Origin of the sequence: Clostridium sp. AF32-12BH, from assembly GCF_003477935.1 — a bacterium.
In the GTDB taxonomy this organism is placed as follows: Bacteria; Bacillota; Clostridia; order Lachnospirales; family Lachnospiraceae; genus Brotaphodocola.
The window spans coordinates 66939-93264 of sequence record NZ_QUEH01000003.1; the positions used below are offsets into that span (position 1 = coordinate 66939).

Annotated in this window: 20 protein-coding genes, 1 tRNA gene, 1 pseudogene and 1 other annotated feature; of the genes and pseudogenes, 5 read left to right on the plus strand and 17 right to left on the minus strand. The window is 48.7% G+C overall.

The window, feature by feature from the left end; genetic code table 11:
• The first annotated feature begins 38 nt into the window (after positions 1–38).
• Positions 39–929, plus strand: coding sequence for a LysR family transcriptional regulator (locus tag DWZ40_RS03470; protein ID WP_182431608.1), 891 nt, complete (start codon positions 39–41; stop codon positions 927–929).
• On the opposite strand, the gene polA is transcribed toward DWZ40_RS03470, so the two are convergent.
• The gene (polA, locus tag DWZ40_RS03475) at positions 896–3544 is read right to left on the minus strand and encodes a DNA polymerase I (protein WP_118540815.1); all 2649 of its coding nucleotides are present in this window, start codon (positions 3542–3544) and stop codon (positions 896–898) included. The two genes, DWZ40_RS03470 and polA, sit on opposite strands and share 34 nt — an antisense overlap.
• 31 nt (positions 3545–3575) lie before the next feature.
• On the minus strand, positions 3576–3917 hold the full coding sequence (locus DWZ40_RS03480; protein WP_118540817.1) for a zf-HC2 domain-containing protein: 342 nt from the start codon (positions 3915–3917) through the stop codon (positions 3576–3578).
• A gap of 320 nt (positions 3918–4237) precedes the next feature.
• Here DWZ40_RS03480 and DWZ40_RS03485 point away from each other — a divergent pair, with 320 nt between their 5' ends.
• From DWZ40_RS03485 to upp, 4 genes are all read left to right on the plus strand, one after another.
• Entirely contained in the window at positions 4238–5434 is a 1197-nt protein-coding gene (locus tag DWZ40_RS03485) for an LL-diaminopimelate aminotransferase (protein ID WP_118540819.1), read from the plus strand.
• 117 nt (positions 5435–5551) lie between these two features.
• Positions 5552–5634, plus strand: a tRNA-Leu gene (locus DWZ40_RS03490).
• Between the two features lie 275 nt (positions 5635–5909).
• Positions 5910–6779, plus strand: coding sequence for a hypothetical protein (locus tag DWZ40_RS03500; RefSeq protein WP_118540823.1), 870 nt, complete (start codon positions 5910–5912; stop codon positions 6777–6779).
• A gap of 23 nt (positions 6780–6802) precedes the next feature.
• Positions 6803–7432, plus strand: coding sequence for a uracil phosphoribosyltransferase (gene upp / locus DWZ40_RS03505; protein ID WP_118540825.1), 630 nt, complete (start codon positions 6803–6805; stop codon positions 7430–7432).
• An 81-nt stretch (positions 7433–7513) separates the two neighbouring features.
• On the opposite strand, the gene DWZ40_RS03510 is transcribed toward upp, so the two are convergent.
• The 15 genes and pseudogenes from DWZ40_RS03510 to DWZ40_RS03585 form a co-directional block, all read right to left on the minus strand.
• Positions 7514–8185: a UDP-N-acetylglucosamine pyrophosphorylase gene (locus tag DWZ40_RS03510; protein ID WP_118540827.1), complete on the minus strand. Its 672-nt coding sequence runs from the start codon at positions 8183–8185 to the stop codon at positions 7514–7516.
• 110 nt (positions 8186–8295) lie between these two features.
• Positions 8296–10347 carry a DNA topoisomerase gene (locus DWZ40_RS03515; RefSeq protein WP_118540829.1) on the minus strand — a complete coding sequence of 684 codons (2052 nt, stop codon included), beginning with the start codon at positions 10345–10347 and terminating at the stop codon, positions 8296–8298.
• A 113-nt stretch (positions 10348–10460) separates the two neighbouring features.
• On the minus strand, positions 10461–11312 hold the full coding sequence (gene xerA / locus DWZ40_RS03520; RefSeq protein ID WP_118540831.1) for a site-specific tyrosine recombinase/integron integrase: 852 nt from the start codon (positions 11310–11312) through the stop codon (positions 10461–10463).
• Between the two features lie 215 nt (positions 11313–11527).
• Positions 11528–11899, minus strand: coding sequence for a hypothetical protein (locus DWZ40_RS03525; RefSeq protein ID WP_147354128.1), 372 nt, complete (start codon positions 11897–11899; stop codon positions 11528–11530).
• 289 nt (positions 11900–12188) lie between these two features.
• A complete protein-coding gene (locus DWZ40_RS03530) occupies positions 12189–12782 on the minus strand; it encodes an NUDIX hydrolase (RefSeq protein ID WP_243035198.1) in 594 nt (197 codons plus the stop codon).
• A 163-nt stretch (positions 12783–12945) separates the two neighbouring features.
• Entirely contained in the window at positions 12946–13743 is a 798-nt protein-coding gene (gene proC / locus DWZ40_RS03535) for a pyrroline-5-carboxylate reductase (protein ID WP_118540837.1), read from the minus strand.
• Positions 13744–14156: 413 nt separating this feature from the next.
• Positions 14157–15848 carry a DEAD/DEAH box helicase gene (locus tag DWZ40_RS03545; RefSeq protein ID WP_118540841.1) on the minus strand — a complete coding sequence of 564 codons (1692 nt, stop codon included), beginning with the start codon at positions 15846–15848 and terminating at the stop codon, positions 14157–14159.
• A gap of 228 nt (positions 15849–16076) precedes the next feature.
• Positions 16077–17009 (minus strand): L,D-transpeptidase family protein, encoded by a 933-nt coding sequence (locus DWZ40_RS03550; protein WP_118540843.1) that lies wholly within the window; start codon positions 17007–17009, stop codon positions 16077–16079.
• 116 nt (positions 17010–17125) lie between these two features.
• Positions 17126–17818 carry a response regulator transcription factor gene (locus tag DWZ40_RS03555; RefSeq protein ID WP_118540845.1) on the minus strand — a complete coding sequence of 231 codons (693 nt, stop codon included), beginning with the start codon at positions 17816–17818 and terminating at the stop codon, positions 17126–17128.
• A pseudogene (locus tag DWZ40_RS03560) lies at positions 17793–18815 on the minus strand (HAMP domain-containing sensor histidine kinase); the annotation flags it as partial. The pseudogene DWZ40_RS03560 and the gene DWZ40_RS03555, both read right to left, overlap by 26 nt.
• Positions 18816–19053: 238 nt before the next feature.
• Positions 19054–19827 carry an ATP-binding cassette domain-containing protein gene (locus DWZ40_RS03565; RefSeq protein WP_118540849.1) on the minus strand — a complete coding sequence of 258 codons (774 nt, stop codon included), beginning with the start codon at positions 19825–19827 and terminating at the stop codon, positions 19054–19056.
• On the minus strand, positions 19820–20704 hold the full coding sequence (locus DWZ40_RS03570) for an ABC transporter permease (RefSeq protein WP_118540851.1): 885 nt from the start codon (positions 20702–20704) through the stop codon (positions 19820–19822). Before DWZ40_RS03570 ends, DWZ40_RS03565 begins: the two co-directional genes overlap by 8 nt.
• Positions 20705–20788: 84 nt before the next feature.
• Positions 20789–21880, minus strand: a complete 1092-nt coding sequence (locus DWZ40_RS03575) for an ABC transporter substrate-binding protein (protein WP_118540853.1) — start codon at positions 21878–21880, stop codon at positions 20789–20791.
• A 168-nt stretch (positions 21881–22048) separates the two neighbouring features.
• Positions 22049–22310 (minus strand) — a binding site (T-box leader).
• A gap of 107 nt (positions 22311–22417) precedes the next feature.
• Complete coding sequence (recG, locus tag DWZ40_RS03580; protein WP_118540855.1) at positions 22418–24490, minus strand: ATP-dependent DNA helicase RecG; 2073 nt, start codon at positions 24488–24490, stop codon at positions 22418–22420.
• A gap of 131 nt (positions 24491–24621) precedes the next feature.
• The gene (locus DWZ40_RS03585; RefSeq protein WP_118540857.1) at positions 24622–26319 is read right to left on the minus strand and encodes a DAK2 domain-containing protein; all 1698 of its coding nucleotides are present in this window, start codon (positions 26317–26319) and stop codon (positions 24622–24624) included.
• Positions 26320–26326 lie beyond the last annotated feature (7 nt).

A 26326-nucleotide genomic window follows, 5' to 3' on the forward strand; every position in this document is an offset into this window, starting at 1 on the left:
TATACTATACTTTTGTTATGATCAAAAGGAGAATTGCCATGAAACTTCTTCAGCTGAAATACTTTTTAACCATATGTGAATACAGCAATATATCCCGGGCTGCCGGCAAACTCCATGTTTCCCAGCCCAGCCTCACGGCTGCCATGAAATCCCTGGAGCAGGAATTCGGCATCACCTTGTTTCATCGCCAGAGCCGCGGTCTGATTCTGACCGAAGAAGGGGAAATTTTTCGAAAAGGAGCTGCTGCACTGATGGAACACGCTGACCTTTTTTCTGAAAAAATGATGGCAATGGGTACAAAAAAGCAGGATATCCGGCTCGGAGTTTCCCCCATGCTTTCCATCCTGCTTTTTCCTGCTTTAGTTCAATCGTTCCATCAGGCGTACCCGGATGCCCGGATTCAGATGGTTGAAAATGGTTCTGTAACCAACAAATCCATGGTTTTGGATGGCATGCTCGATGCTGCGATCATTGCATCCGATTCGCCGCCTTCCTCTGTTTATGGAAGCTGCCCACTGCTTCCGGTCCATATCTGTCTTTATCTTTCTTCCACCCATCCGTTAAGGGACCGGGCGTCGCTAACCCTGGCAGATACCACCGGAATTCCGCTTGCACTGCTGGCAGAAGATTCTTTTCTCACGACGTTTTTATACAAAATGTTTTCCAAAAAACAAATAACGCCCGATGTACTGCTCCACACAAACCAGCTGGCAGCAATCCGCCAGCTAATTAGTCTTAAAACGGCAGGCTCTTTTTTATTCGACCATGTTTTAAAAGAGGATTCTGACATTGTAAAAATTCCGGTTTCGGATCTGCCCCAGATTCAGACTTACCTGATCTGGAATACCAGTCAGCCGCAGAATGCCGGTATCCGCCATCTGATCCAGACTGCCCGTTATTTTGCATCCAGCCAGTTATTTCCTTCATGAGCTTCTACCTCAAGGGAAACCTTCAGGTCCGCGGCATGTTTCATTTTATCCGTCAAAATCTGTACCACCTGCTCCACTTCTTCCTGATGGGCTTCTACCAGAAGCTCATCGTGGACCTGCAGGACAATGCGGGAACGCAGATGCTTCTCCCGAAGTTCCCGGTCTACCGCGATCATCGCCAGTTTCATGATATCCGCGGCAGTTCCCTGGATTGGGGAATTCATGGCAACACGCTCCCCAAAGGAACGCTGCATGAAATTGCCGGATTTCAGTTCCGGGATTGGTCGTTTTCTTCCATACATGGTGGTGACATATCCCTGTTCTTTGCCAAGTTTGACCTGGTCATCCAGAAATGTTTTCACGCCCGGATACGTCTCAAAATACTTGTTGATATATTCCAGCGCCTCTTTCCGGCTGATGCTTAAATCTTCGCTCAATCCGAATGCACTGATTCCATATACAATGCCAAAGTTTACTGCTTTCGCGTTGCGGCGCTGAAGCGGCGTTACCTCAGCAAGCGGTGTATGGAATACTTCGGAAGCCGTGATGGCATGGATGTCCTGGGCATCGCGGTAGGCGTTGATCAGACGTTCATCGCCCGACATGTGCGCCAGAATGCGAAGTTCGATCTGGGAATAATCGGCATCCACGAACACATATCCATCTTCCGGCACAAATACTTTGCGGATGGCACGTCCAAGTTCCATACGGACCGGGATGTTCTGAAGGTTCGGCTCGGTGCTGCTGATGCGTCCCGTTGCAGTGATTGTCTGATTAAACTTCCCGTGGATCCGGCCGTCTTCCCGGATAAAACCAGCCAGCCCCTGCGCATAAGTCGAATTCAGCTTGGTGAGCTGACGGTATTCCAGGATTTTCTGTACCACCGGGTAATCCGGTGCCAGCTTTTCCAGCACATCTGCCGCTGTGGAATATCCGGTTTTTGTCTTCTTGCCATGCGGCAGCTGCATGCGCTCAAAAAGAATTTCCCCGAGCTGTTTTGGGGAATTGATATTAAATTTCTCCCCGGCCAGTTCATATACTTCCTGCTCCAGCGTGGCAATTTTCCCTTCCAGCTGCTCGCCGTATTGCTTTAGCTGTTCCTTGTCCACGCGGACTCCGGCCTGTTCCATATGATACAGACTGTAGATCAGCGGCATCTCCATCTCCCGGTAGAGTTTTAACATGCCCTCCTGTTCCAGACGGTCCCGCAAAACACCGGACGCTTTGTATGCCACATAAGCCATATAGCAGCCACAGATCACTGCCTCCGGCAGTTCTTCCCCAAGCGCTGCTGCCAGTGTTTTCTTTCCAAGCAGGTCTGCCCTGGACGGCACCGTCATGCCAAGGTAATCTCTCGCAAGATCATCGTACTCATACGTATCTTTTAACGGATTTAATAAGTAGCCTGCCACACCCATGTCCACAACCGCACTGCCATAATCCAGATTCAGATACGGAAGCTGGGATTTTAAATCCAGCACAGCTACCGGTTCCAAAGACGGATCCCGGTTTACGATCAATGTTTCCACATGATCACACAGATAATTCCCGGTTAAAAAGCCAGCTGCCGGAATGGTATAGATCTCCTCCTCACCCGTGCAGATGGCAAGACCTGCTACTCCGCTTTCGGAAAGGATCAGCTGGCATCCCACCTGTTTTGCAGTCAAAGCTTTTTCAAAAATCTGCTCTGCCCCGGATAGATCTTCTATACTCCAGAAATGCTCTTCGACCGAATTGCCTTCCATCTCCTGCACATCGAACCGCGCCAGAATAGACTTAAACTCCAGACGCTTCATATACTGGTATGCTTCCGGCGTATACAGATTTTCCAGTTTTGCATCCTCATAATCAAAGGCAATTGGGCAGGTGATGCAGATCTCTGCCAGTTTTTTGCTCATGACCGCCATGTCAAAATGCTCTTCCAGTGCTTTTTTTGCACGCGGCGGCTTTACTTCTTCCAAATGTGCGTACGCATTCTCAATGCTTCCATATGCCACGATCAGATTCGTGGCGGTCTTTTCTCCGATTGAAGGTACACCCGGGATATTGTCGGAAGTATCACCCATAAGCGCTTTGACATCGATAAATTCAATCGGGGTTACCTGATACTCCCGTTTTACATCTTCCGGATAATAGTCATGAATCTCCGTGGTACCGCGGCTGGTCTTCGGAATCCGGATCTTGATATGCGCATCGGCCAGCTGTAAGAGATCACGGTCTCCTGATACCACGGAAACCTCCTCACCTTCTGCCTGGCAGCGCTTTGCCACAGTTCCCAGGATATCGTCGGCCTCATAACCGGCCATGGTCAGAATCGGAACTCCCATTGCCGTCAGTACCTCTTTCATCAGCGGAACCTGTTCTCTTAATTCCTCCGGCATCGGCTTTCTGGTGCCCTTGTAATCTGCATACATCTTGTGGCGGAAGGTCGGCTCTTTTAAGTCAAAAGCCACTGCGAGATGGTCCGCTTTTTCCTCTTCCAGTATCTTAAACATAATATTGAGGAACCCATACACCGCATTGGTATGAAGTCCCTCAGAATTTGTCAGCTCCGGCACACCATAAAACGCACGGTTTAAAATGCTGTGCCCGTCTATTAAAACCAGTTTTCCCATGGATTTTTCCTTTCCCTTATATAGAACGAATTCAGTGCTGAATCCAGATTCGAAGCTGCATCAGTAAAATGACCAGGACAGAAGCTGCATTCAGCGTATTCGCCGCATAACAGATCACCTTTCTCAAGCGCGCGGTACGTACTGTAATCCAGGCATTCTCCATGCTTTCTTCCAGCAGACCCGGAATGTCGTAAACCCCGGTTCCCTCATCCAGCTGCTTTAAGCCTACGGAAACCGTATAATAGATTTCCAGTTCTTCCCGGCAGGCCGGACAACTTTTTACATGCTTCAAAAACTGCTCCAGCTGCGTCTCGTCGAGCTGATGGTTGATATAAGGCATGACCATTTTTTCTGCTTCCCTGCATGAATACATTCTGTCACCTCCTGCCATCGTTTTTGTTGTTCTTCCTTTGGGTGTTCTGCACGTTTTCGCCAGTCCATACTATTTCATGCATTGTTTCCGCATTCCACCATATTTTCTTCACTTTCGTTCCTGTGAATACATACCATCATACAATACTCCGCTTAATTTTTCAATTTCTTCCTCTATTTATTTTCCGTCCGATTGACTTGATTTTTATTCTTTGTTAAAATTACTTTCATTATGAAGACCGGTTTGCCGCTGCTAATTTCGTATTGCCGTGCAGGAGCATGCCCCACATACAGCCGGTCATACGAAAGGAAGGTTCCCACATGCCTAAATTAAATGAACATTATCAGGACTTAAAAGAAAGCTATCTCTTCGCGGAAATCGCTCACCGTGTCGCTGCTTACGAGGCAGCACATCCAGACAAAAAGATCATCCGCCTTGGTATCGGCGATGTTACGCTTCCGCTTGGAAGTCTTGCCATCAAAGGGCTTCATGAAGGAGTCGATGCCATGGCTTCCGCCAAAACCTTTAAAGGCTATGGTCCGGAGCAGGGCTACGAATTTCTGCGCGATGCGATTTCTGCTTACTATGCCCGTAACGGTGTTTCTGTCGATGCCGCTGACATCTTCATTTCCGATGGTGCCAAGAGTGATACCGGAAACATTTCCGAATTGTTTGACAACGACAACGTGATTCTGATTCCGGATCCGGTCTACCCGGTTTACGTGGATTCCAACATCATGAACGGAAAAAAAGTTACCTATTTATCCGGCAATGCAGAAAACAACTTTCTCCCAATGCCAGATCCGGCTGTCCATGCAGATATCATCTACCTCTGCTCCCCGAATAACCCAACCGGCGCTGTATACAATAAGGAACAGTTAAAGAAATGGGTAGATTATGCCCTGGCTAACAACGCTGTCATCCTCTTTGACTCTGCATACGAGGCATTCATCTCCGACCCGGAGCTGCCACGCAGCATCTATGCGATCGAAGGTGCAAAAAAATGCGCGATTGAGTTCTGCTCCCTGTCCAAGACTGCAGGCTTTACCGGAACCCGCTGCGGCTACACCGTAGTCCCGAGAGAACTGGTCTTCCCGGCTTCCAATGGAAAAGAGATGTCCCTGCATGCTATGTGGAACCGCAGACAGTCCACAAAATTTAACGGTACCTCCTATATCATCCAGAAAGGCGCCGCTGCCGTCTTCACGGAAGAAGGCATGGCACAGTGCCGCGAAAACATCGCCTATTACCAGGAAAATGCACTCATTATCGCAGATACCTTAAAGCGTAAAAATATCCGTTTCTTTGGCGGTATCCATTCCCCATACATCTGGTTTGAATGCCCGGATGGTATGGAATCCTGGCAGTTTTTTGACTACTTATTGGAAAATGCACAGGTAGTCGGAACCCCGGGTGCAGGCTTTGGCGAAAACGGCAAACATTACTTCCGCCTCACTTCATTCAACAATCATGAAAACACCATCGAAGCCATGAAACGTTTCGAACATTTATTTTAATCGGAAAGCTGCGAAAGCATTGCTATTTATTTAAATTGTATATCCAATAACAACAAATTTTTAAAAATCCCTTGCAAAGCTCCGGCACTTATGCTACAATATTTTTTGCGTAAGTAAGCCGGCGTGGCGGAATGGCAGACGCATCAGACTCAAAATCTGACGGGGGCGACCTCGTGCCGGTTCGAGTCCGGCTGCCGGCATCCTTGGCAGGGGCAAAGAGCTTTGAACAGTTGATTTTCAGTTGTTCAGGGCTCTTTCTTTTTTATTTCTTTTTATATCCAGACCTGCCAGCAATTCTTCTGCTGATTTTCCTGTCGTCTTCTTACAATATTCTTATTTCTTTTTTTCTCCTGTATTTCCGCTCCACTTTGCGTTATAATGAATGGAAGAATGTCCGGTCTGCTGTACATTCTGCTATAAAACAAAAACAGGACTCGCACGACGACTGCGAATCCATTTCTAAAATGGAGGACTTATGATACCAAAGAAATTAAAATACACCATGACCATCACCCTTCTGGCTCTTGGCACTGCTTGCCTGGCTACCGGGTGTAAAAAGAAACACGATAAAATCGATCTGTCAGGCAGTCAGGCGGCAGAATCCACCGTACAGACTGCTCCTGCAGCCACCACTGCTTCCGAAGAGAACAGCAGTGAAAATCAAACAGCACAGGAAATCACCATTGAACCGGCAATCGAACATGCCGCCGGTCAGTCCCAGGGAACTTCGGCTGGTGGTTCGGCCACAGCTTCTTCCCTGTCAGTCAAAACAGAAACCTACCAGAACGGAAATGTCTCCATTCAATATCCGGTCATTTCTGACTCCTCGGTAAACGCAGAGATCAACGCACACTTAAAAGAAAATGCGCTTTCCATCCTGAAAGCCTATGAAATCGATGAAACCAAAGATACCGTAACGATCACCTGCAAAATTCTCTCCGCAACCAAAAACCGGATCACGGTCCGCTATGAAGGCGACTGCGCAGGTCCGGACAGTATGCACCCAACCGCCGTATTCTACACCAATACCGTAAATCTGTCTTCCGGCGCCGATATCGGTCTGTCCCAGCTGGTCGATCCGTCTACTCTGGCTGCCTACGTTCTGTCCGATGACTGTACGTTTCCGGAAGCAGACGCTGAAATAGCAGCTGCCGCAAAAGAATTCCTTGCATCCATGGATCAGGCCTATTATACCGATCTGTTCCAGCATGCAGATTTCCCATACAGCGGCACATTCCCGGAATGTTTCAGTTACGAGTTTGAAGGTTCTGTCTATGTCTCCCTTCCAGTTGCCCATGCAATCGGAGATTATATTCTGGCGGTTTACACCCCGGAAAATAAATAAAAGAAAGACGAGGATTTTATCTTATGGAAAACGTAACCATCTTTACCCACCCGCTGATCCAGCACAAAATTTCAATTCTGCGGAATAAAAACACCGGAACCAACGAATTCCGCGCCCTTATTGAGGAAATTGCCATGCTCATGGGCTACGAAGCCTTGCGCGATCTTCCTACTGAAGAGGTCGAAGTCGAAACACCGATTGAAACCTGCATGACTCCTATGATTGCCGGAAAGAAACTGGCAATTGTCCCGATTCTCCGCGCCGGTCTCGGTATGGTAAACGGCATTCTGGCACTGGTTCCAAGCGCGAAAGTCGGACACATCGGTCTTTACCGCGACGAGGAAACCCACGAGCCTCACGAATATTACTGCAAGCTTCCAACCCCGATCGACCAGAGAACGATCGTTGTCACTGACCCGATGCTGGCAACCGGCGGTTCCGCTGTTGCTGCTGTCGATTTCATCAAACAACACGGAGGAAAACACATCAAATTCATGGCGGTCATTGCAGCTCCGGAAGGATTAAAACGCCTGCATGAAGCGCATCCGGATATTCAGATCTATGTTGGACACTTAGACCGCTGCTTAAATGAAAACGCGTACATCTGCCCGGGTCTCGGCGATGCCGGAGACCGGATTTTCGGAACCAAATAACCATTTGATTCACTTTAATAGGGCCGTGTGAGTTGCCTTTCGGCAACTCGCACGGCCCTTGTCATATACTTATATTGTTATTTACTGTCTTTTCGCAACTTCACCCTGCTGTTTGTAGATGGAATCTGCGTCAACTGCAATACGTACGCTGGAAAGCGGGTAAACGCTGCTGTTCTTTCCGATCACGGTTCCAGGATTCAGAACGGAACCGCAGCCGATCTCAACATGGTCACCGATCATTGCACCAAATTTCTTCAAACCGGTCTCGATGTCACCGTCCTCGGCATGTACTTTCACCAGAGCTTTGTCAGAGCGGACATTGGAGGTAATGGAGCCGGCACCCATATGCGCCTTATATCCTAAAATAGAATCCCCTACGTAATTGTAATGCGGTACCTGTACACCGTCAAACAGGATGACATTTTTCAGCTCGGTAGAGTTTCCTACGACTGCACCCTTACCAACAATAACTTTACCGCGGATAAATGCACAGTGACGTACTTCTGCCTCCGGTCCGATGATAGTCGGAGCGATGATTCCTGCAGTCGGTGCAATGTGAGCGGATTTGTGGATCCAGATTCCCTCTGCCGGATTTGCATACTCTTCTTTCGGCAGCGTTGCGCCCAGACGTTCCACAAAATCACCAATATGCGCCAGAGCTTCCCATGGATACGTGAACTGTTCCAGCAATTCGCTTGCCATTGTGTTCTCCAGGCTATACAGATCGCGGATCTTCATTTCTTCTTTTTTCATGATCATTTCCTCTTTTCTTTATTAATATATCTTCACCTGTCCCCGTAAGGGAAGATGATTGTTTGTTCCTGCATGCAGACAGAAATTTTCTGAACGGAAAATTCCGTTTTTTACTTCTTTTTGTAATTCTGCCCGGCTGCTTCAAAGTATTCCCGCAGCTGATACTGGTTATTTAAACGCAGCACGCCGTATGTCCGGCCAGCCACAAAGCGTTCCAGTTTTTCCATATATTCATCCGGCGTAATCGAGCCTTCTGCCACATAAGTCAGACCTTTTTCCCAGCTAGCCGTCAGTTCCGGATTTAACAACTGGCGAATGGATGCACTTACCACATCAAAAACCAGCTCGCCAAGAAGCGTAGGGGTAATGATCTGGGTTTTCCCATTCAGAGTCAGATATTTGATATTGACCAGTTTCTTCAGGATTTCCGCACGGGTCGCACTGGTGCCGATACCGCTTCCCTTAATCTGCGCCCGGAGGTCTTCATCTTCGATGAGCTGACCTGCATTTTCCATCGCCAGAATCATGGATCCGGAAGAATAACGCTTGGGCGGGGATGTTTCTCCCTCCTTGATGGCAAATCCTTCTACCGGGAGTGTCATCCCCTTCTTTAAGGATGCCAGCATAGCAATGAATGCCGGATTCTCCAGATCTTTTTTGTTGGTTTCGGATTCCTCTTTGTCATCGCCTTCCCCTTCCGGACTCTGACCAGACGATATAGAGGTATCGTCTGCCTTCTTCCGCTTTGCCACCTCAGCCACTTTCAAATACCCTGGTTCCGTAAGTACCCGGAAGCTGGTAAAAAAGTGTTCCTGTCCGCAGGTCAGCTCCAGCGCGTATTTCTGGTAAACAGCCGCCGGATAAAACACACTTAAAAATCTTCGCGCAATGACTTCATAAATTTTCAGAGGCAACGGAGACAGGCTGCGCATAGCGCCAAACCCCTGTCCGGTCGGCACGATCGCATAATGGTCTGTGATCTGTTTATCATTGACATAACGTGTCTTTGCAATTCCCTGATAAGAACCCTGATCCAGAATTTCCTGGGCAAAGGCTTTTACCGGTTCAAAATTGCGCAGTCCTCCGATGTTTTTTGTGATTTCCTTTGCCACTGCGGTAGAAAGGACACGGGCATCGGTTCTCGGATAAGTCACCAGTTTTTTCTCATACAGCTCCTGCACAACCTTTAACGTCTCATCCGGACTGATCTTAAACATTTTGGAGCAGTCGTTCTGAAGCTCTGCCAGGTTATAAAGAAGCGGCGGATTCTTGGTCTCCTTCTTCCGCTCTACTTTACTTAACACGCCAACAAGAGGATCGTTTGCTTTCAACTGACCGATCAGGCATTCCGCATCCTCTCTCTTTTTGAATCCGTTTTCCTTATAAAGCTTTGGAGACTGAAAATAGCGGGAACCATCCACGCTTCTCCACTCTGCATCAAACTTCATATCCTGGGACAAAAATGTCCCGATCACCCGGTAAAATGGAGTCTTGACAAAGTCCCGGATTTCCCGTTCCCGGCGCACCACCATACCAAGCACACAGGTCATAACACGCCCGACGGAAAGCACCGTCCGGTCTGCCTTTAAAAAGGAAGAGATCGACGGACCATACTTTAACGTCAGCAGGCGGGAAAAATTAATTCCCATCAGATAATCTTCCTTTGCACGGAGATACGCCGAAGCCGCCAGATTGTCATACTCGCTCCAATCCTTTGCCTCACGAATGCCGCGCAGGATTTCCTCTTCTGTCTGGGAATCGATCCAGACGCGTTTGCGGGTTTTTCCCTTTACACCGGCCATCTGATCCACCAGGCGGTAAATGTACTCTCCTTCCCGTCCAGAGTCCGTACAGATATAAATGGTATCCACATCCGGCCGGTTTAACAGACGGCTGACGATTGAAAACTGTTTGGACACACCATCGATCACCTGATATTTAAACTCCTTTGGCAAAAATGGCAGTGTCTGCAGACTCCACCGTTTCAGCGCCGGGTCATAAGCCTCCGGATAGCTCATTGTAACCAGATGTCCCACACACCAGGTTACAATCGCAGTATCGGACTCAATATAACCGTCCGACCGTCGCGCAGAAATCTTGAGTGCATCCGCAAACTGCTGGGCTACACTTGGTTTTTCCGCGATATATAATGATTTTCCCATAAAATCAGGATTCCTTTCTATGTAATCAGCAGACGCGCCACTGGCGCTTCCTCGATATGCAATGCAACAAGAACAGGCGCACGCAATCCGCGGCGCCCGTAACTGATTATTGCTTAATGCTGTTTCTGAATATAATTCTGATAAGCCAGTGTAGTTGCCAGATCAGCATGCCCCAGCATGATCTGCACCGCCTGGATATCTGCCCCGCTGCTGATCAAATGCGCAGCAAAAGAATGGCGCAGCGTATGGGGGGTGATATCTGCCTGAATACCGGCCTTATCGCCATAATATTTTATAATTTTCCAAAATCCCTGTCTGGACATCTGTTTTCCGCTACAGTTTGTAAAAAGCCAGGAAGACTCATTTCCCTTTAAAAGTTCCGGTCTTGCCCGGTCAAGATAAGCCTGCAGATACTGATTTACCTTTCTGTCAAAGGGAATCACACGTTCCTTCTCCTCATCCCGGCAGGTGAGGAATCCAACAGACAGATTCACATCCTGGAGTTTTAAGCCGATCAGTTCAGAAACCCGGATCCCCGTTGCATAAAGAAGCTCCAGCATCGCCTTGTCACGTACTTCTTTTGCGCCCGATCCCTCCGGCTGCTCCAGCAAACGGTTTACCTCTTCTACCGAAAGGATCACCGGAATTTTTTTTTCAATTTTGGGTGTCTTTAAGAGTTCTGCCGGATCTCTGCGAATATTTCCTTCCATGAGTTCATAATGGAAAAATGCCTTGGTCGATGCAAGGATGCGGGAGATCGTCGTGGTGGCCTTTCCCTTGCGCTGCAAGTATGAAATATAGGAATTCAGGCTGGTTTTCGTCACCCTGGATGGTTCTTCGATTCCCTGCCGTTCCAGATATTCCCTAAGCTGTCTTAAGTCTCTCTGGTAAGATACTACCGTATTTCTGGATGACTGTTTTACATCCTCAAGATAATGGATAAAAGCCTCAATTTCTGTCGTCATGTTCTTAAAACCCCAATTTCCCCCAAATGATGAATATCATTATATCCGCATTTTCCTATAAAATCAAACACATATTTTCAACATTTTTGCCTGTTTTCATGAGATTAACATAAAAATACAACATGTTGGAGAACGCATTTTTTTCATCTCAACATGTTGTAAACGAATCTTTGTATTTTTTTTGAACAATTTGCAAATGGAATGGCATCTGGCTCCTACAGATATTTTACCAGCAGAGGATTCACATAAAGTTCCATCCAGATTCCAACAGCCAGCAAAAACACGGTCATACTGATCAGGCGGTCTTTTTTCACCGGCCGGTCTGACCATCCGCTGAACAAAAGGAAAAACAGGCAGACCAGATATGCCAGATTCTGCGGAAACCCGGAAACCAGAAACAAAATTCCTCCTGCCAATCCGCAGCTCCAGATGAAAATGACAAAATTCATTCCACCGGCAAAACTGAACAACGCGGCAAGCAGCAGACTTCCTGCTTTGCGATGACGGCATTGGGTAACAGCAAACACAGCGGTCATCTCCAGAAAACGCAGCAGGAGCAGAACAATCCGGTCTGTCCTGTTGCGCATAGACGCATGCCTCCAGTAATCGGTAATTCCCCTGTATAGTATCTCATAATTGATGATATTTTTATAAAAGAATCCATTGCATGACAGTACAGCAAACAGCCATCCAAAAAACACAGCCGCTGCAAACATCCTTCCAGAACGATCTGTCCGCATCCGCGGCACCACCATTTTTCTATGCAGCCCATCTGCTTCGAAACATCCGGGCTGCGTTGTTTTTTCTATACCTATGCATAGACGGGAACAAAATATTCGTTACTGTTCACACATGCGTGCCCAGCTACAAATATTCTTATTTTCCCTGCTTCCCATATTTTGCTGCATACGCCATAATGGCTGCCACAGTTTTGGCATCCGTCATCTTGCCTGTATAAATAAGCTCCTGCAGATCTTCCACACTCCAGCGTTCCACATTGATCACCTCATCCTCATCCAGATGCTGTTTCGACGGGATCAGGTTTCGCGCTACAAATACATCGATTGCTTCATCGCAAAACGCAACCGTTGTATTCAAACTCATCAGATATTCCAGGTTTTCGCAGCGGTATCCGGTTTCTTCTTCCAGTTCCCGGTAAGCACACTCTATCTTTGGCTCATCCGGAGCATCCAGCTTGCCCGCCGGAATCTCCAGCGTTTCCCGATCCAGCGCATTGCGGTACTGACGAACCATAAGAAGCTGTCCGTCATCTGCCACTGCGACTACCGCAGCAGCCCCGTCATGATGAATGAAATCCCAATGGGCTTCATGCCCGTTCGCGATCACCGTATCCTCATAAATCTTTAAGATCGTTCCGGTATATTTCAGCTGGCGGTCTTTACGGATAACTGGTTCGATCTTTCCCTGATTTTTTGACTGTCCTGCATTCTGACTCTTATTTTCATCCATGCTCATACTGATTTCCTCCGTTCCTTCTCGTTATCTGATTGTCTTTTCTGATTCTGTTTCCTGTTTTCTTTTCTAGTTTTGTTTTCAGCCTTTCCATGCCATTTTCAGCAGGTTCCTGTCATCTTTCTATGTTCCGTGTCACGATCTGCACCGATCTTCCAGGTTACTGGATTCCCTTGCACTTTGCATAGCAGGCATCCGTTGCCTTCATCAGGGCATTTCGAAGACCATATTCTTCCAGCGCTGCCACACCCGCAATGGTCGTTCCGCCCGGTGAGCATACCTTGTCTTTCAAAAGTCCCGGATGTTCTCCGGTCTCCAAAACCATTTTTGCACTGCCAAGCACCGTCTGCGCCACCAGTTTATATGCGTCAGCACGCGGGATCCCATACTTTACGGCACTGTCTGCCAGCGCCTCGATGAACATGTATACATAAGCCGGAGAACTGCCACTGGCGCAGACTACAGCATCCATCAGTTTTTCATCCACAACCGTCATGCGCCCAAAAGAGGTAAACAGGGTCTCAATCATCTGCTGCTCTTTTTCAGAAAACAATGCTTTATCATAGCAGACTCCCGTCATGCCTTCCCCGACCAACGCCGGAGTATTCGGCATGGCACGAACGATCCGGCAGGCTTTTCCAAACCGCTCCTGGAGATTTGCAATAGAAATGCCCGGTGCGATCGAAATGATGATCTGGTTTTCAGTGACTACATCGCGGATTTCGCCGATCACAGGATCGAACTGCTGCGGTTTTACCGCCAGGATCAGACAGGTACTTTCTTTCGCGCAGCTTACGTTATCCTTTGCATAAGAAACTCCCGTTTCTGCAGACACACGCTCCATATGCTCTTTGTTCCGCGCGGAAAAGATAAGTTGATCCGGCTCTACTGTCTTTAAAAGTCCCTTTAAGATTGCGTATCCCATGTTGCCCATACCGATAAATCCAAACTGCTTCATGTCCGTTCCTCCTGTCTGTCGTTCTCGTGACTTGCGTCACTCGCTTGCCTCGCCGTTCGCCATGACCGTGCAAGCACGTTCCTGGCTCTCTTGCGCTCGTTCTCGTGACTTACGTCACTCGCTTGCCTCGCCGTTCGCCATGACCGTGCAAGCACGTTCCTGGCTCTCTTGCGCTCGTTCTCGTGACTTACGTCACTCGCTTGCCTCGCCGTTCGCCATGACCGTGCAAGCACGTTCCTGGCTCTCTTGCGCTCGTTCTCGTGACTTACGTCACTCGCTTGCCTCGCCGTTCGCCATGACCGTGCAAGCACGTTCCTGGCTCTCTTGCGCTCGTTATATTTTACCACAAAAGGCGCGTACTTTCCATACGCGCCTTTGTCAATATCCGGTTTCTATATTCCATATCAGAAATTTTATCTGCCGTTTGCCGGTTCCATGTGAATGGATTTTCCTTTGATGCGGGCATTCTTCATGCACTCCAACACTTCCTCTGCGCAGTCCTGCGGAACTTCCACAAAGGTGTACTTATCATACATATCGATGCTGCCTACCAGACGTCCGGAAATACCGGATTCGCCTGCAATGGCACCCAGAATGTCGCCCGGTTTTACTTTCTGATCCTTACCAATGTTGATAAACAGACGGGCCATATCGGCATCCTGATTCTTTCCTCTGCCGCCACGGCTGTTTCTTCCATCTTTGCCCTTACCATCTCTTCTGCCGCGTCCGTTTCCACGGTCACCGCGGTCACGTCTGGAATCCAGATCATCTAAGGATCTTGCCGGACGGTTATCGAAAATGATGTCTTCATTTTCTTCGCCCATGTTCATACGCAGCAGTGCTGCAGCCAGCTCTAACGAGGTGTAATCCTCCTCCAGCAGCTTTTTCTCCAGAATATGGGAAATACGGCTTAAATCCATATCGGTCAGGACTTCCTTTGCCTGATCCAGGATCTTTTCTGCCTTGATCTCGGTGATATCATCCAGAGACGGGATTGCCTGCGGAATGATCTTGGTCTTGCAGTAACGCTGGATATCGCGCAGCTTATACACCTCGCGGCCTACCACAAAGTTAAACGCGATACCCTCGCGACCTGCACGTCCGGTACGTCCGATACGATGTACATAGTACTCGTCATCCTGCGGGATATCGTAGTTGAATACCGCCTCAACATCATCGACATCGATACCGCGGGCAGCCACATCGGTTGCAACCAGGATCTCGGTGCGTCCGTTGCGGAAGCTGTTCATAACACGGTCACGCTGTACCTGCTTCAAGTCTCCATGCAGTCCCTCTGCAAAATAACCACGTCCCTGCAGCTCAGTCACCAGCTCATCGACCTGCTTCTTCGTATTGCAGAATGCTACGGAAAGCTTCGGAGCGTACATATCGAGCAGACGGCACATAACCTCAACTTTGGTCTTCGGTTTTACTTCATAATAATACTGGGTTACCTTCGGCACGGTAAGCTCTTTCTTTACCACCTTGACAATCTGCGGATCCTTCTGGAAATTCTCCGCGATCTTCTGGATGGCTGCCGGCATGGTAGCGGAAAACATGACCGTCTGGCGCTCCTCCGGAAGCTGGCTTAAGATGGTCTCCATGTCCTCTAAGAAGCCCATGTTCAGCATCTCATCTGCCTCATCCAGAACAACGGTATGTACCTGGTCAAATTTCACGGTCTTGCGGCGCATATGGTCCATCACACGGCCCGGAGTACCGATGATGATCTGGGTACCGTCCTTTAAACCGCGGATCTGACGCACGATATCCTGTCCTCCATAAATTGGAAGAATCTTGATTCCATGCATGTATTTTGCAAGATTACGGATCTCATCTGCCACCTGGATAGCCAGCTCACGGGTCGGGCAAAGGGCGATCGCCTGCAGTTTTTTCTTTTTCGGGTCGATCTTCTGCAGAAGCGGGATACCAAACGCAGCTGTCTTACCGGTTCCTGTCTGTGCCTGTCCAATGATATCGTGGCCTTCCATCTCTACCGGGATGGCTTTTGCCTGAATCGGGGAAGCCTCCTCAAATCCCATATCGGTCACTGCACGCAGGATGCGGTCGTCTAACTGTAACTCTTCAAATTTTACTGTTTCCATTCATTTTCCTCATTCTATTCTAATCTGTTTTCAGGGGGGGGAACACGCAGATCAATTCCTGTGGGAGAATCCTGCGTTCTCAGGCATGCAACCACCTGCCTCCGACAGATTTTTGCATACGATTTCCATAAAAAAAGAAGATTCAGTATGGTTTCTGAATCTTCTTCAGCACAATTTTGTATTCTAACATACGGAAATTGGAATGTCAATTTTCTTTTCGCGTGCAATCTAGAAGTTCCCTTCCGGTGAAAGCCCCTGATTCACTCCGTATGTATTATAAATCTGCTCAAACGTTCCCTTTGGTGCCTGTGCAATGAACGATGCGCCGCTGCCGTATTTTCCATAAAGCTGCATGATCTGCTTCATCTGTTCCCGGTCAATGGCCACACAGCCTGAGGTGGAATCCTTGAATTCTCCGGAGCAATGTAAAAACAAAGCGGAACCATGGTTTTTGATTCCATTTGGATTAAAGCCTGCGTCAATGGCATAATCATAATATCCGGCATAACCGGAGGTTCCGACCTGTTCGCCCTCTTTCGTGCTTCCTTTTATCAGACGGTTGGAATCGTCTTCCCATACATAGGAGGTGTCCACCTGAATGTAGTCGGACGGAAAGCCTGCTTCCGCCTTTGCCTGGCCAAACGGCGTGTTCATTTTGAACACACCGATCGGCGTGGTTTTATCGCCGGACTGGCGGTGATTGCTCATTCCGTTCATGCCAAGATGACCGGTGGTCTCCACCCGTTTTTCCCAGTTCGCAGCTGTGCTGCTCCGCTCAAATGCGTAGACATCGCAATTGGAAGCACCGGTTCCTTCCACGACGACCAGTACCCGGGCTTCTTCCGGGAGTACGAAGCGGGATACATCCGCTGTTCCTGCCATGACAGAAGCTGCTGCCTGCGCACCCACAGAAACAGAAGTTTCTACGGTCACTGCTTTTCTACCTGTCTCATTTTCCATCTGATTTCCTGCCTCCCCGCTTTCTTTTCCGCCCGGTGCGTCAAAACTTACCTGCACGAATTTCGTTGCTTCATGATCAGTCTGTTCTGCCATTTCCGAAGTCTGCATAGTGCCTGTTGCTGCGTTTGCTCCACTTCCTGCCGTTAAAACCGGCGCAGACAAAAGGGCTGCAGCCATATAAATTCCCGCATGGATTCCCATGTTTCTTCCTCCATCTGTACTTCTGCATTCTTTTTCAGATACCTTTTTTCCAAAACGATATCTGCTTTTCTTCTATATCCATAATCCATAGATCTATCGTTATAACATATCGCTTTTTATACTTTAAACCGATACCCGACGCCCCAGATCGTCTCAATGTACTGCGGCTTTGCGGTATTGAACTCAATCTTCTCGCGGATCTTCTTAATGTGCACGGTCACCGTAGCAATGTCACCGATGGAATCCATATCCCAGATTTCCCGGAACAGCTCTTCCTTCGTATATACATGATTTGGATTCTGCGCAAGGAAGGTTAAAAGATCAAATTCTTTTGTAGTAAAGTTTTTCTCTTCTCCGTTCACCCAGACTCTGCGGGCGGTCTTATCGATCTTTAATCCACGGATCTCAATAATCTCATTTCCCGGGTTGCCACTTCCGATCAGGCGCTCATAGCGGGCCAGATGCGCCTTTACACGCGCTACCATCTCACTCGGGCTAAATGGCTTGGTCATGTAATCATCGGCTCCAAGTCCAAGTCCACGGATCTTGTCGATGTCGTCTTTTTTTGCGGAAATCATGATAATCGGCGTATTTTTCACCTGGCGGAACCGTCTGCAGATTTCAAATCCGTCCATGCCCGGAAGCATCAGATCCAGGATCAGAAGATCAAAATCTTCGTTTAAGGCACGCTCCAGTCCTACATCTCCCTGCTCCTCCAGTTCTACTTCAAATCCGCTTAACTCCAGATAGTCCTTCTCAAGTTCTGCGATGCTGGTTTCATCTTCAATGATCAGAATTCTGCTGCTCATTCTGTATTACCTCCTGATATTTTCTCAGCACAAAATGCATCTCTGTGCCGATTCCTTCTTTGCTGGTCGCCCAGATGCGGCCGCCATGATCTTCAATGATCTTTTTGACAATGGAAAGTCCGATCCCGCTTCCACCCTTGGACGAATTCCGGGATGAATCCGTGCGGTAAAACCGGTCGAAAATATACGGCAGATCCTTTGCCGCAATCCCCTTACCATTATCTTCGATTTCAACCTGGATAAAATCACCCACATCCTTGATGCGGATATTGATGATTCCCTTTGGTTTATCTAAATATTTCACCGAATTGCTGATGATGTTATTGATGACGCGCTTCATCTGCTCCGCATCCGCGATCACCTCTACGTCTTCATTTACATAGTTGAAATATCCCAGCTCAATCCCCCGGGATTCCATATCCAGCCCGACTTCTTCCGCGCAGTCACGAAAATAGCCATTTACATTGATCCGGGAAAAGGTGTACGGGATCTTATTGGTATCGATCTTGGAATAAAAGGTCAGCTCATCGATCAAACGGTCCATATCATTGGCCTTGTTGTAGATGGTCCGGATGTATTTGTCCAGCTTTTCCGGTGACGATGCCACACCATCTAAAATGCCTTCCACGTACCCCTTGATCGCCGTGATCGGCGTCTTCAGATCATGGGAAATGTTACTGATCAGCTCTTTATTTTCATTGTCATACTGGATTTTCTGCTCGGCACTCTCCTTTAACCGGATGCGCATCTCCTCAAAATCCTGGCAAAGCTCGCCAATTTCATCATCTTCCTCGATATCCAGGGTAAAGTCCAGATTGCCGTCCCGGATTTTCCGGGTCGCTTCCTGCAATTTACTTAACGGACGCAGGACAGAACGGTAAACCCAGATTGTCAGGGAACCGCAGATAAACATCAGCATGAGTACCGCTGTGATCATAAGCTGGGCGATCATACTCTTGACCTCCGGACCAAACTGATCCATCCGGTAAACCATGAACAGACGTCCCACAGACAGCATCAGCCCCACAAACAAAATAGGCAGTACACTGAACGTGACAAATGCAATGGCAAGACGCGTTTTTAATTTCATAAAAATACACCTCTTTCTACTGGTATCAGTATACCATAAAGAGGTGTATTCCGTTTATAAAACTATTCTAAATTTTCCAACAATTATTTATGATCGTTTACGCAACGCATGGACCGCAACATTGCAGCTTCCACAACACATCCAGTTAGTTTCCGCATTCAATGCTGATCTCGTTAAACTTCTCCAGAATGTGATCGATCTGAATCTGTTTCTTTTCTTCTCCTGCCTTGTCGATGATCACATGGCCCTGATGCATCATCAGCAGGCGGTTGCCGTACTCAACCGCATAGCGCAGGTTGTGGGTGACCATGATGGTTGTCAGATGCTTTTCTTTTACGACCTTGTCTGTCAGTTCCATAATGATGTCTGCGGTTTTCGGATCCAGCGCTGCCGTGTGCTCATCCAAAATCAGAAACTCGATCGGTGTCATGGTGGACATTAAAAGTGCCATAGCCTGACGCTGGCCGCCGGAAAGCACTCCGACCTTCACATCCATCTTATCTTCCAGGCCAAGTCCCAGCATGTGGAGCTGTTCCCGGTAAAATTCAATGCGCTGGCGGTTCGTGCCAGGGCGTAAGTTAAACGGTTTTCCCTTGTTGTCAGCCAGTGCCATATTTTCCAGGATCGTCATGGACGGGCAGGTTCCCATTGCCGGGTTCTGGTACACACGGCCGATCCGTCTCTGCCGCTTAAACTCCGGCATATTGGTGATGTCCTGACCGCCGATCCTGATCTGACCATCATCCAATGGGATGCTGCCGCAGATCAGGTTCAGCATGGAAGTCTTGCCGGATCCATTGGAACCCACCACCGACACAAACTGTCCATCCTCGATGGAGAGGGAAAAATCATGGAAAAGGCACATCTCGTTGACCGTGCCCGCGTTATAGTATTTGTGGATATGGCTTAACTCAAGCATGTGCCTTTACCTTCCTTTCTTTCCGGTTGCTCGCAACCAGAATGATCAAAAACAGAACTGCCGTGATCAACTTTAAATCCGACGCTGCCATGCCCAGGGCGATTGCCAGGGATACGCAGGCTTTGTACACGATAGAACCGAAAATAACTGCCGTCGTTGCTTGCACGCTACGGAAGCGCTTCAGCAACTTCGTACCGATGATCACACTCGCCAGGCCGATGACCATGGTTCCGGTACCGGTGCTGACCTCAAAAAAGCCTTTCTGCTGGCAGTATACACAACCAGCCAGGGCAACAAAGCCATTTGCAAGGGCCAGGCCAAGAATCTTGACCATTCCCTTATCTTTCGCAAGAGAAGTAACCAGCACCTCATTATCGCCGACCGCCCGGAGCAGATACCCGGCGCGGGTTTTTAAAAACAGATCCAGTAAAACCTTGCAGACCAGAACGATCACAAACAGGATAATGCAGACCAGATACGGATCCAGGGCTTTCGAAACAACCGCTTCCAGAAATGCATTTTCAAAAATCGTTTCCTTGCTGAAGATCGGCAGGTTTGCCTTTCCCGCGATCCTTAAGTTGATGGAATACAGTGCCGTCATCATAATGATGCCTGAGAGAAGATCCCGCACCTTCAGCTTTACATGGATCAGGCCGGTGATGCATCCGGCTAAGAGTCCTGCCGCAAAGCTGATCAAAAGTGTAAGCACCGGATGCACGCCCTTTAGGATCAGCATCGCTGTGACAGCCGCTCCCATCGGGAAAGTTCCGTCCACAGACAGATCCGGAAAATCCAGGATTTTATAAGTAATGTATAAGCCGAGTGCCATGATCGCGTAGATCAGACCCTCCTCAATGACGCCAATGATGATAGACATGTGTTTCCTCCGAATTTCTAAACGCACAGGACGGGGCAGCCCTGCTTTGTGTGATGATGAGTCTGCCCCGTTATGTTCTGCATCCTAGTTTGTTGTGATTTCATCGAACAGTGCTGCCGCATTATCAGAAAGCTCTGCCGGAATGGTGATGCCAAGGTTTTCAGCCACCTTGTTGTTGCCGTAGAAAGCAGCCTCTTCAATGACTTCAAAGTTCATCTCGCTTGCTTTCTTCTCGCCCTTTAATACCTTTGCTGCCATCTTGCCGGTCTGCTCGCCAAGGCTGACGTAATCCAGTCCGACGGCTGCCAGACAGCCAATCTTAACCTGCTCGATCTCGCTTCCGAATACCGGGATGTTCTTCTTTGCAGCCTTATCCAGGATGACCGGAAGGGAGCTGACTACGGTGTTATCGGTTAAGTTGTTGATGCAGTCAACCTTCTCAACCAGTGCATCTGCTGCCAGCGGAATGTCTGCCGTGGAAGAAATGCCGCTCTCTACGATCTCAAAGCCATACTCCGGAGCTGCTTTCTTGTATTCCTCAATTGCGGAAACGGAATTGATCTCGCTGGTGCTGTACATGATACCGATGGTCTTTGCATCCGGAAGCATGGTGCGGATCATCTTTAACTGGCTCTCTACCGGAAGTTTATCGCTGGTACCGGTGATCTCACCAACCGGGGTTCCATCTGCATTGGCAAGCTCTGCCAGTACCGGATCCGTTACTGCGGTATAGATAACCGGGATGTCTGCATCTTTTGCTGCGCTGTATGCACTCTGCGCGATCGGGGTTGCAATGGCACAGATCAGATCGGCTTTCTTGGAAATAAAGTTGTTCATGATCTGGCTTGCGGTTCCGCCGTCTGCCTGTGCGTTTTCATACAGGACGGTCAGGTTCTTGCCCTCTACGATTCCCTCATCTGCAAGGCCCTGTAAAAAGCCGGTGCGGCAGTTATCCAGGGAACCATGCTCCGCGAACTGTCCGATACCTACGGTATACTCACCCTCTGCAACTTCCGGTGCCTCTGCTGCATCCGCACTGCTTTCCTCTGCTGCCTGTGTCGTGGTTTCTGCTGCCTTGGTATCTGCTGCAGTTGTCTCAGCGGTCTTGCTGCCGCATCCTGCCAGTGCCATCATTGCTGCCATTGCTGCTGCCATAACTTTCACACTTTTTTTCATAATCAAATCCTCCTTGCCTGTTCTGGTTTTTCATTGTTTTTTACAAGGACAACCCTTAGGCCGGATGCCTGTTCCTGCTAAGTGTTTTCCCGGATCGTATTTCCTGAAAGTTTCATAGGACGCACTTTCCGGAAAATAAAAAAGTCCCAAATACAGATTTCATTCTGTATTTGAGACGAATCACTTAATCCGCGGTACCACTCAAATTGGTTTGCACCCACTCACCCGTATACTAACATATACGCCGCCAGGTAACGGTTGCGGTTTCCGTCAGTTCCTACTCCCATGGCTACGAATGTTTTCGTGTTTTCCCGGTTTCAGATCTGCCCTCGAAAGTCCATTCAGCAATCCCTTCCATACTGCAATCCCACCGCCTGCAGCTCTCTGTGATATCAGCGAAGTGCTTACTCCTCTTTCTCATCGGTTTGTCTTTGTTGCTACTTATCATAATGCGCGAATTCAGATTTGTCAACTACTTTTTTCTGACAATACAGTCCGACGGGGACCAGCCTGCAACAGTCTACGCTACTGGCTACGCTATAGATTTAGTTTGTCGTAGCTCTTACTCAGATAAATATCCAACCGTTCTTTCAGTGGCTGATATTCTTCGCTCTCCAGATTTGGATCCTGTTTCAGGATACGATTTACTTCTTCGGATACGGTTTTTAATAAATTTGCATCCGTAAAGATATCCGCAATTTTAAATTCCATGTCACCGCTCTGACGCACGCCAAAAAAATCGCCGGGACCGCGCAGCTTTAGATCCTCGGAAGCGATATAAAAGCCGTCGTTGGAGCGGTTTAAAATATCCAGGCGTTCCTGCGTTCCGTCCTGGTCCGAGCAGTTGACCATGATACAGTAAGACTGGTGGGCGCCCCGGCCCACGCGTCCGCGCAGCTGGTGAAGCTGTGCCAGTCCAAAACGTTCCGCATTTTCAATCATCATGACCGTTGCGTTTGGCACGTTCACACCGACCTCCACAACCGTGGTGGAAACCAGCACCTGAATCTCACCAGACGCAAACCGCTCCATGATCTGATTCTTTTCTTTGCCTTTCATTTTGCCGTGCAGATACTCTACGGTAATGCCAGCCGGAAGCTTTTCCCGCAAAATTTTTGTGTAATCTAGTACATTTTCCGCCTCGATCAGTTCGCTCTCCTCTACCATCGGACAGATCACATACGCCTGGCGTCCGGCTGCCACCTCGCGGGCAATAAACTTGTAAGCCTTGTCCCGGTAGCCGGTATCTACCACACAGTTTTTGATGGGCAGACGCTCCGCAGGCATCTCATCGATGATGGAAATGTCCAGATCTCCATAAAGAATGATGGCAAGTGTCCGTGGAATCGGGGTCGCACTCATGACCAGTACATGAGGTGTCAGCTCCGGGTCCGTTTCACTCCCCTTGTTTCCCAAAGCTTCCCGCTGGCCCACACCAAACCGGTGCTGCTCGTCGGTAATGACCAGGGCAAGACGGTCGTAATGAACTTTCTCCTGGATCAGTGCATGGGTCCCCACGATGATATCCGCCTCATGAGACGCAATTTTCTCGTAGGCCAGACGTTTTTCCTTTGCCGTCATGGACCCGGTGACCAGAACCACCTGTTTCCCAATGCCATACATTTCAAACAGTTCCGTGACTGATTCGTAATGCTGCTTTGCCAGCACCTCAGTCGGTGCCATCATGGCTCCCTGGCATCCGTTCATGGCAGTCTCTAATAATGCCAGCACCGCCACAATGGTCTTTCCAGATCCCACGTCACCCTGGACCAGTCGGTTCATGACCAGACCGCTCTCCAGATCCTTCCGCACTTCTTCCAGCACTTTTTTCTGGGCACCGGTCAGTTCATAAGGCAAGGCTGCCAGAAGGCGGTCAACCTCCGGTGATTTTGGGATGATATAACGGCTCTTTAGATCCTGACGCTTTTCCTTTAACCGGCGCACCGAAAGCAGGAAGAACAAAAACTCATCAAACACCAGGCGCTTTCTGGCATGCAGCAATTCTTTTTTATCTGCCGGAAAATGAATATGCTCAATGGCATAATTATATTCCGCCAGTTCATAGCGGCTGCGAAGTTCTTCCGGAAGATACTCACGCTCCATCTGCCGCTGCAAAAGAGCCTGCTGCACCGCACGGGTGATTGCCTTATTGCCCAGCCCTTTTGTCTGTCCATACACCGGCTGCATGGAATGCATGACGCCCCGGTACTGCTCCGGTGTGAATACTTCCGGCTGTTCCATGGTCAGCCGCCCGTTTTTTTTGACCACACGGCCACGAAATACCAGAATCTGCCCCATCTGCAGGACATTGTGCAGATACGCCATGTTATACCAGGTCAACTGCAGGGTTCCCGTCATATCCCGCACATCCGTAATGATGACCTGAATATTTTTAAAGCGGCGCACGGATGGTGTTTTCATCAGCTGCCCAGATACCGCAAACACGCCTTTTTCCCGGAGGTTTCCGATCGGAACCGGCTCTTCATAGGCATCATAGGCACGCGGATAGTCATGCAAAAGTTCTTCTACTGTTTCCACACCCAGTTTGGAAAATAATTTTGCTGTTTTTTCTCCGATTCCTTTCAGACTTGTAATCGGCTGCTGATTCATGGTTCACTTCTCCTCATTCTGTGATCCTAATTTCTGAAATAAAAGGAGAGTTATCCGCAAAGACAACTCCCCTTATAGATTCGCTTTACACCCTAGATTTTCCTTCCGGCTGTGCGTTGTTCCTGTTCTGACTACTCAACGGAAATCAGATAATAATAGATCGGCTGACCGCCCTCCTGAAGCTCAATCTCCACATCCGGGCAGCTTGCCTGAAGTTTTTCGATCAGAGCCTCTGCGTCCTCTGCAGTGACATCACTTCCATAGTAAACGGTAACCAGCTCAGAATCCTCATCCAGCATCGCCTTTAAAGTATCCTCGGTCGTCTTCTCCAGATCGGTACCAACTGCCAGCATGCCATGATCACCGATTCCCATGATATCACCCTCGTGGATCTCCATGTCATCGATCACGGTATTGCGTACGGCGTAGGTGATCTGACCGGTCTTCACACGCCCCATCTCCTCTACCATGGTCTCCAGATTTTCTTCCGGAGTCTGGTCCGGGATGAAGTTGATGAGGGCCGTGATTCCCTGCGGAACCGTCTTGGACGGAACCACAATGATCTGCTTGTCCGCTACCAGATATTTTGCCTGTTCTGCAGCCAGAATGATATTCTTGTTATTCGGCAGAATATAAACCGTGTCAGCATTTACATGCTCGATGGCATTCACCATGTCCTCGGTGCTCGGGTTCATGGTCTGACCGCCCTCGATCAGGTAATCTGCACCAATGCCCTTAAAGATCTCGCCCAGACCCTCGCCTACGGATACGGCAATGAAACCATACGGTTTTCTCGGCTCAGCTTTTGCAGTCTCTTTCTGTTCTTCCTCCGCTTTCTGCTCTGCTGCCTTGCGCTCAGCATCCTGAATGACACGCTCCTGGTGCTCTTCGCGCATGTTGTCGATCTTCATGCGGGAAAGGGAACCAAAGGTCAGTGCTTTCTGGATTGCAAGACCCGGATCGTTCGTGTGAACGTGAACCTTTACGATATCATCGTCAGAAACGACTACGATGGAGTCGCCAATGGATTCCAGATATGCCTTGAACTCATGCTCGCTGTTTTCGTCGTAATGTTTTTCCAGATTGATGATAAACTCCGTACAATAGCCATACTTAATGTGTGCGGTATCGATATCGGTTGCTGCTGCGCCTTTCGCTTCTGTCTGCACGTTCACAGCTGCCTTTGCGCCCGGAACGGTGATATCGACCTCTTTGCCGCTCAGACCATCAAATGCGCCCTTCAATACTTGCATCAGACCCTGTCCGCCGGAATCTACCACACCAGCCTGCTTCAAGACCGGAAGCATCTCCGGAGTCTGGCTGAGTACATAGTCACCATGCTCGATAACCTTCTCACCAAATTCCAGAACATCTTCTGTCTCTTCTGCTACTTCCACAGCCTTATCTGCCATGCCCTTGGCCACCGTAAGGATGGTACCCTCTTTCGGCTTCATAACTGCCTTATAGGCAGTCTCCGTTGCATGGACAAATGCCTGGGCCAGTGTTTTTACATCGACTACATCTTTTCCTTTGATCTCTTTGGTAAATCCACGGAACAGCTGGGATAAGATAACACCAGAGTTTCCTCTCGCACCACGCAGGGAACCGGAAGAAATCGCTTTTGCCAGGGAATCCATGGTCGGCTCCTGTACAGCTGCCACTTCCCTTGCAGCGGACATGATCGTCATGGTCATGTTGGTTCCGGTGTCGCCGTCCGGTACCGGAAATACGTTTAACTCGTTGATCCACTCTTTTTTTGCTTCTAATCCCTTTGCTCCGGCTAAAAATGCCTTCTGCATCAGACGGGCGTCAATTACCTTTACACTCACCGTCAGG

Bases quoted from the DNA above. Each gene is read 5' to 3' on its own strand.
- DWZ40_RS03470 (WP_182431608.1), top strand. From the start codon at position 39: ATGAAACTTCTTCAGCTGAAATACTTTTTAACCATATGTGAATACAGC.
- polA (WP_118540815.1), bottom strand. From the start codon at position 3,544: ATGGGAAAACTGGTTTTAATAGACGGGCACAGCATTTTAAACCGTGCG.
- DWZ40_RS03480 (WP_118540817.1), bottom strand. From the start codon at position 3,917: ATGTATTCATGCAGGGAAGCAGAAAAAATGGTCATGCCTTATATCAAC.
- DWZ40_RS03485 (WP_118540819.1), top strand. From the start codon at position 4,238: ATGCCTAAATTAAATGAACATTATCAGGACTTAAAAGAAAGCTATCTC.
- DWZ40_RS03500 (WP_118540823.1), top strand. From the start codon at position 5,910: ATGATACCAAAGAAATTAAAATACACCATGACCATCACCCTTCTGGCT.
- upp (WP_118540825.1), top strand. From the start codon at position 6,803: ATGGAAAACGTAACCATCTTTACCCACCCGCTGATCCAGCACAAAATT.
- DWZ40_RS03510 (WP_118540827.1), bottom strand. From the start codon at position 8,185: ATGAAAAAAGAAGAAATGAAGATCCGCGATCTGTATAGCCTGGAGAAC.
- DWZ40_RS03515 (WP_118540829.1), bottom strand. From the start codon at position 10,347: ATGGGAAAATCATTATATATCGCGGAAAAACCAAGTGTAGCCCAGCAG.
- xerA (WP_118540831.1), bottom strand. From the start codon at position 11,312: ATGACGACAGAAATTGAGGCTTTTATCCATTATCTTGAGGATGTAAAA.
- DWZ40_RS03525 (WP_147354128.1), bottom strand. From the start codon at position 11,899: ATGCGCAACAGGACAGACCGGATTGTTCTGCTCCTGCTGCGTTTTCTG.
- DWZ40_RS03530 (WP_243035198.1), bottom strand. From the start codon at position 12,782: ATGGATGAAAATAAGAGTCAGAATGCAGGACAGTCAAAAAATCAGGGA.
- proC (WP_118540837.1), bottom strand. From the start codon at position 13,743: ATGAAGCAGTTTGGATTTATCGGTATGGGCAACATGGGATACGCAATC.
- DWZ40_RS03545 (WP_118540841.1), bottom strand. From the start codon at position 15,848: ATGGAAACAGTAAAATTTGAAGAGTTACAGTTAGACGACCGCATCCTG.
- DWZ40_RS03550 (WP_118540843.1), bottom strand. From the start codon at position 17,009: ATGGGAATCCATGCGGGAATTTATATGGCTGCAGCCCTTTTGTCTGCG.
- DWZ40_RS03555 (WP_118540845.1), bottom strand. From the start codon at position 17,818: ATGAGCAGCAGAATTCTGATCATTGAAGATGAAACCAGCATCGCAGAA.
- DWZ40_RS03565 (WP_118540849.1), bottom strand. From the start codon at position 19,827: ATGCTTGAGTTAAGCCATATCCACAAATACTATAACGCGGGCACGGTC.
- DWZ40_RS03570 (WP_118540851.1), bottom strand. From the start codon at position 20,704: ATGTCTATCATCATTGGCGTCATTGAGGAGGGTCTGATCTACGCGATC.
- DWZ40_RS03575 (WP_118540853.1), bottom strand. From the start codon at position 21,880: ATGAAAAAAAGTGTGAAAGTTATGGCAGCAGCAATGGCAGCAATGATG.
- recG (WP_118540855.1), bottom strand. From the start codon at position 24,490: ATGAATCAGCAGCCGATTACAAGTCTGAAAGGAATCGGAGAAAAAACA.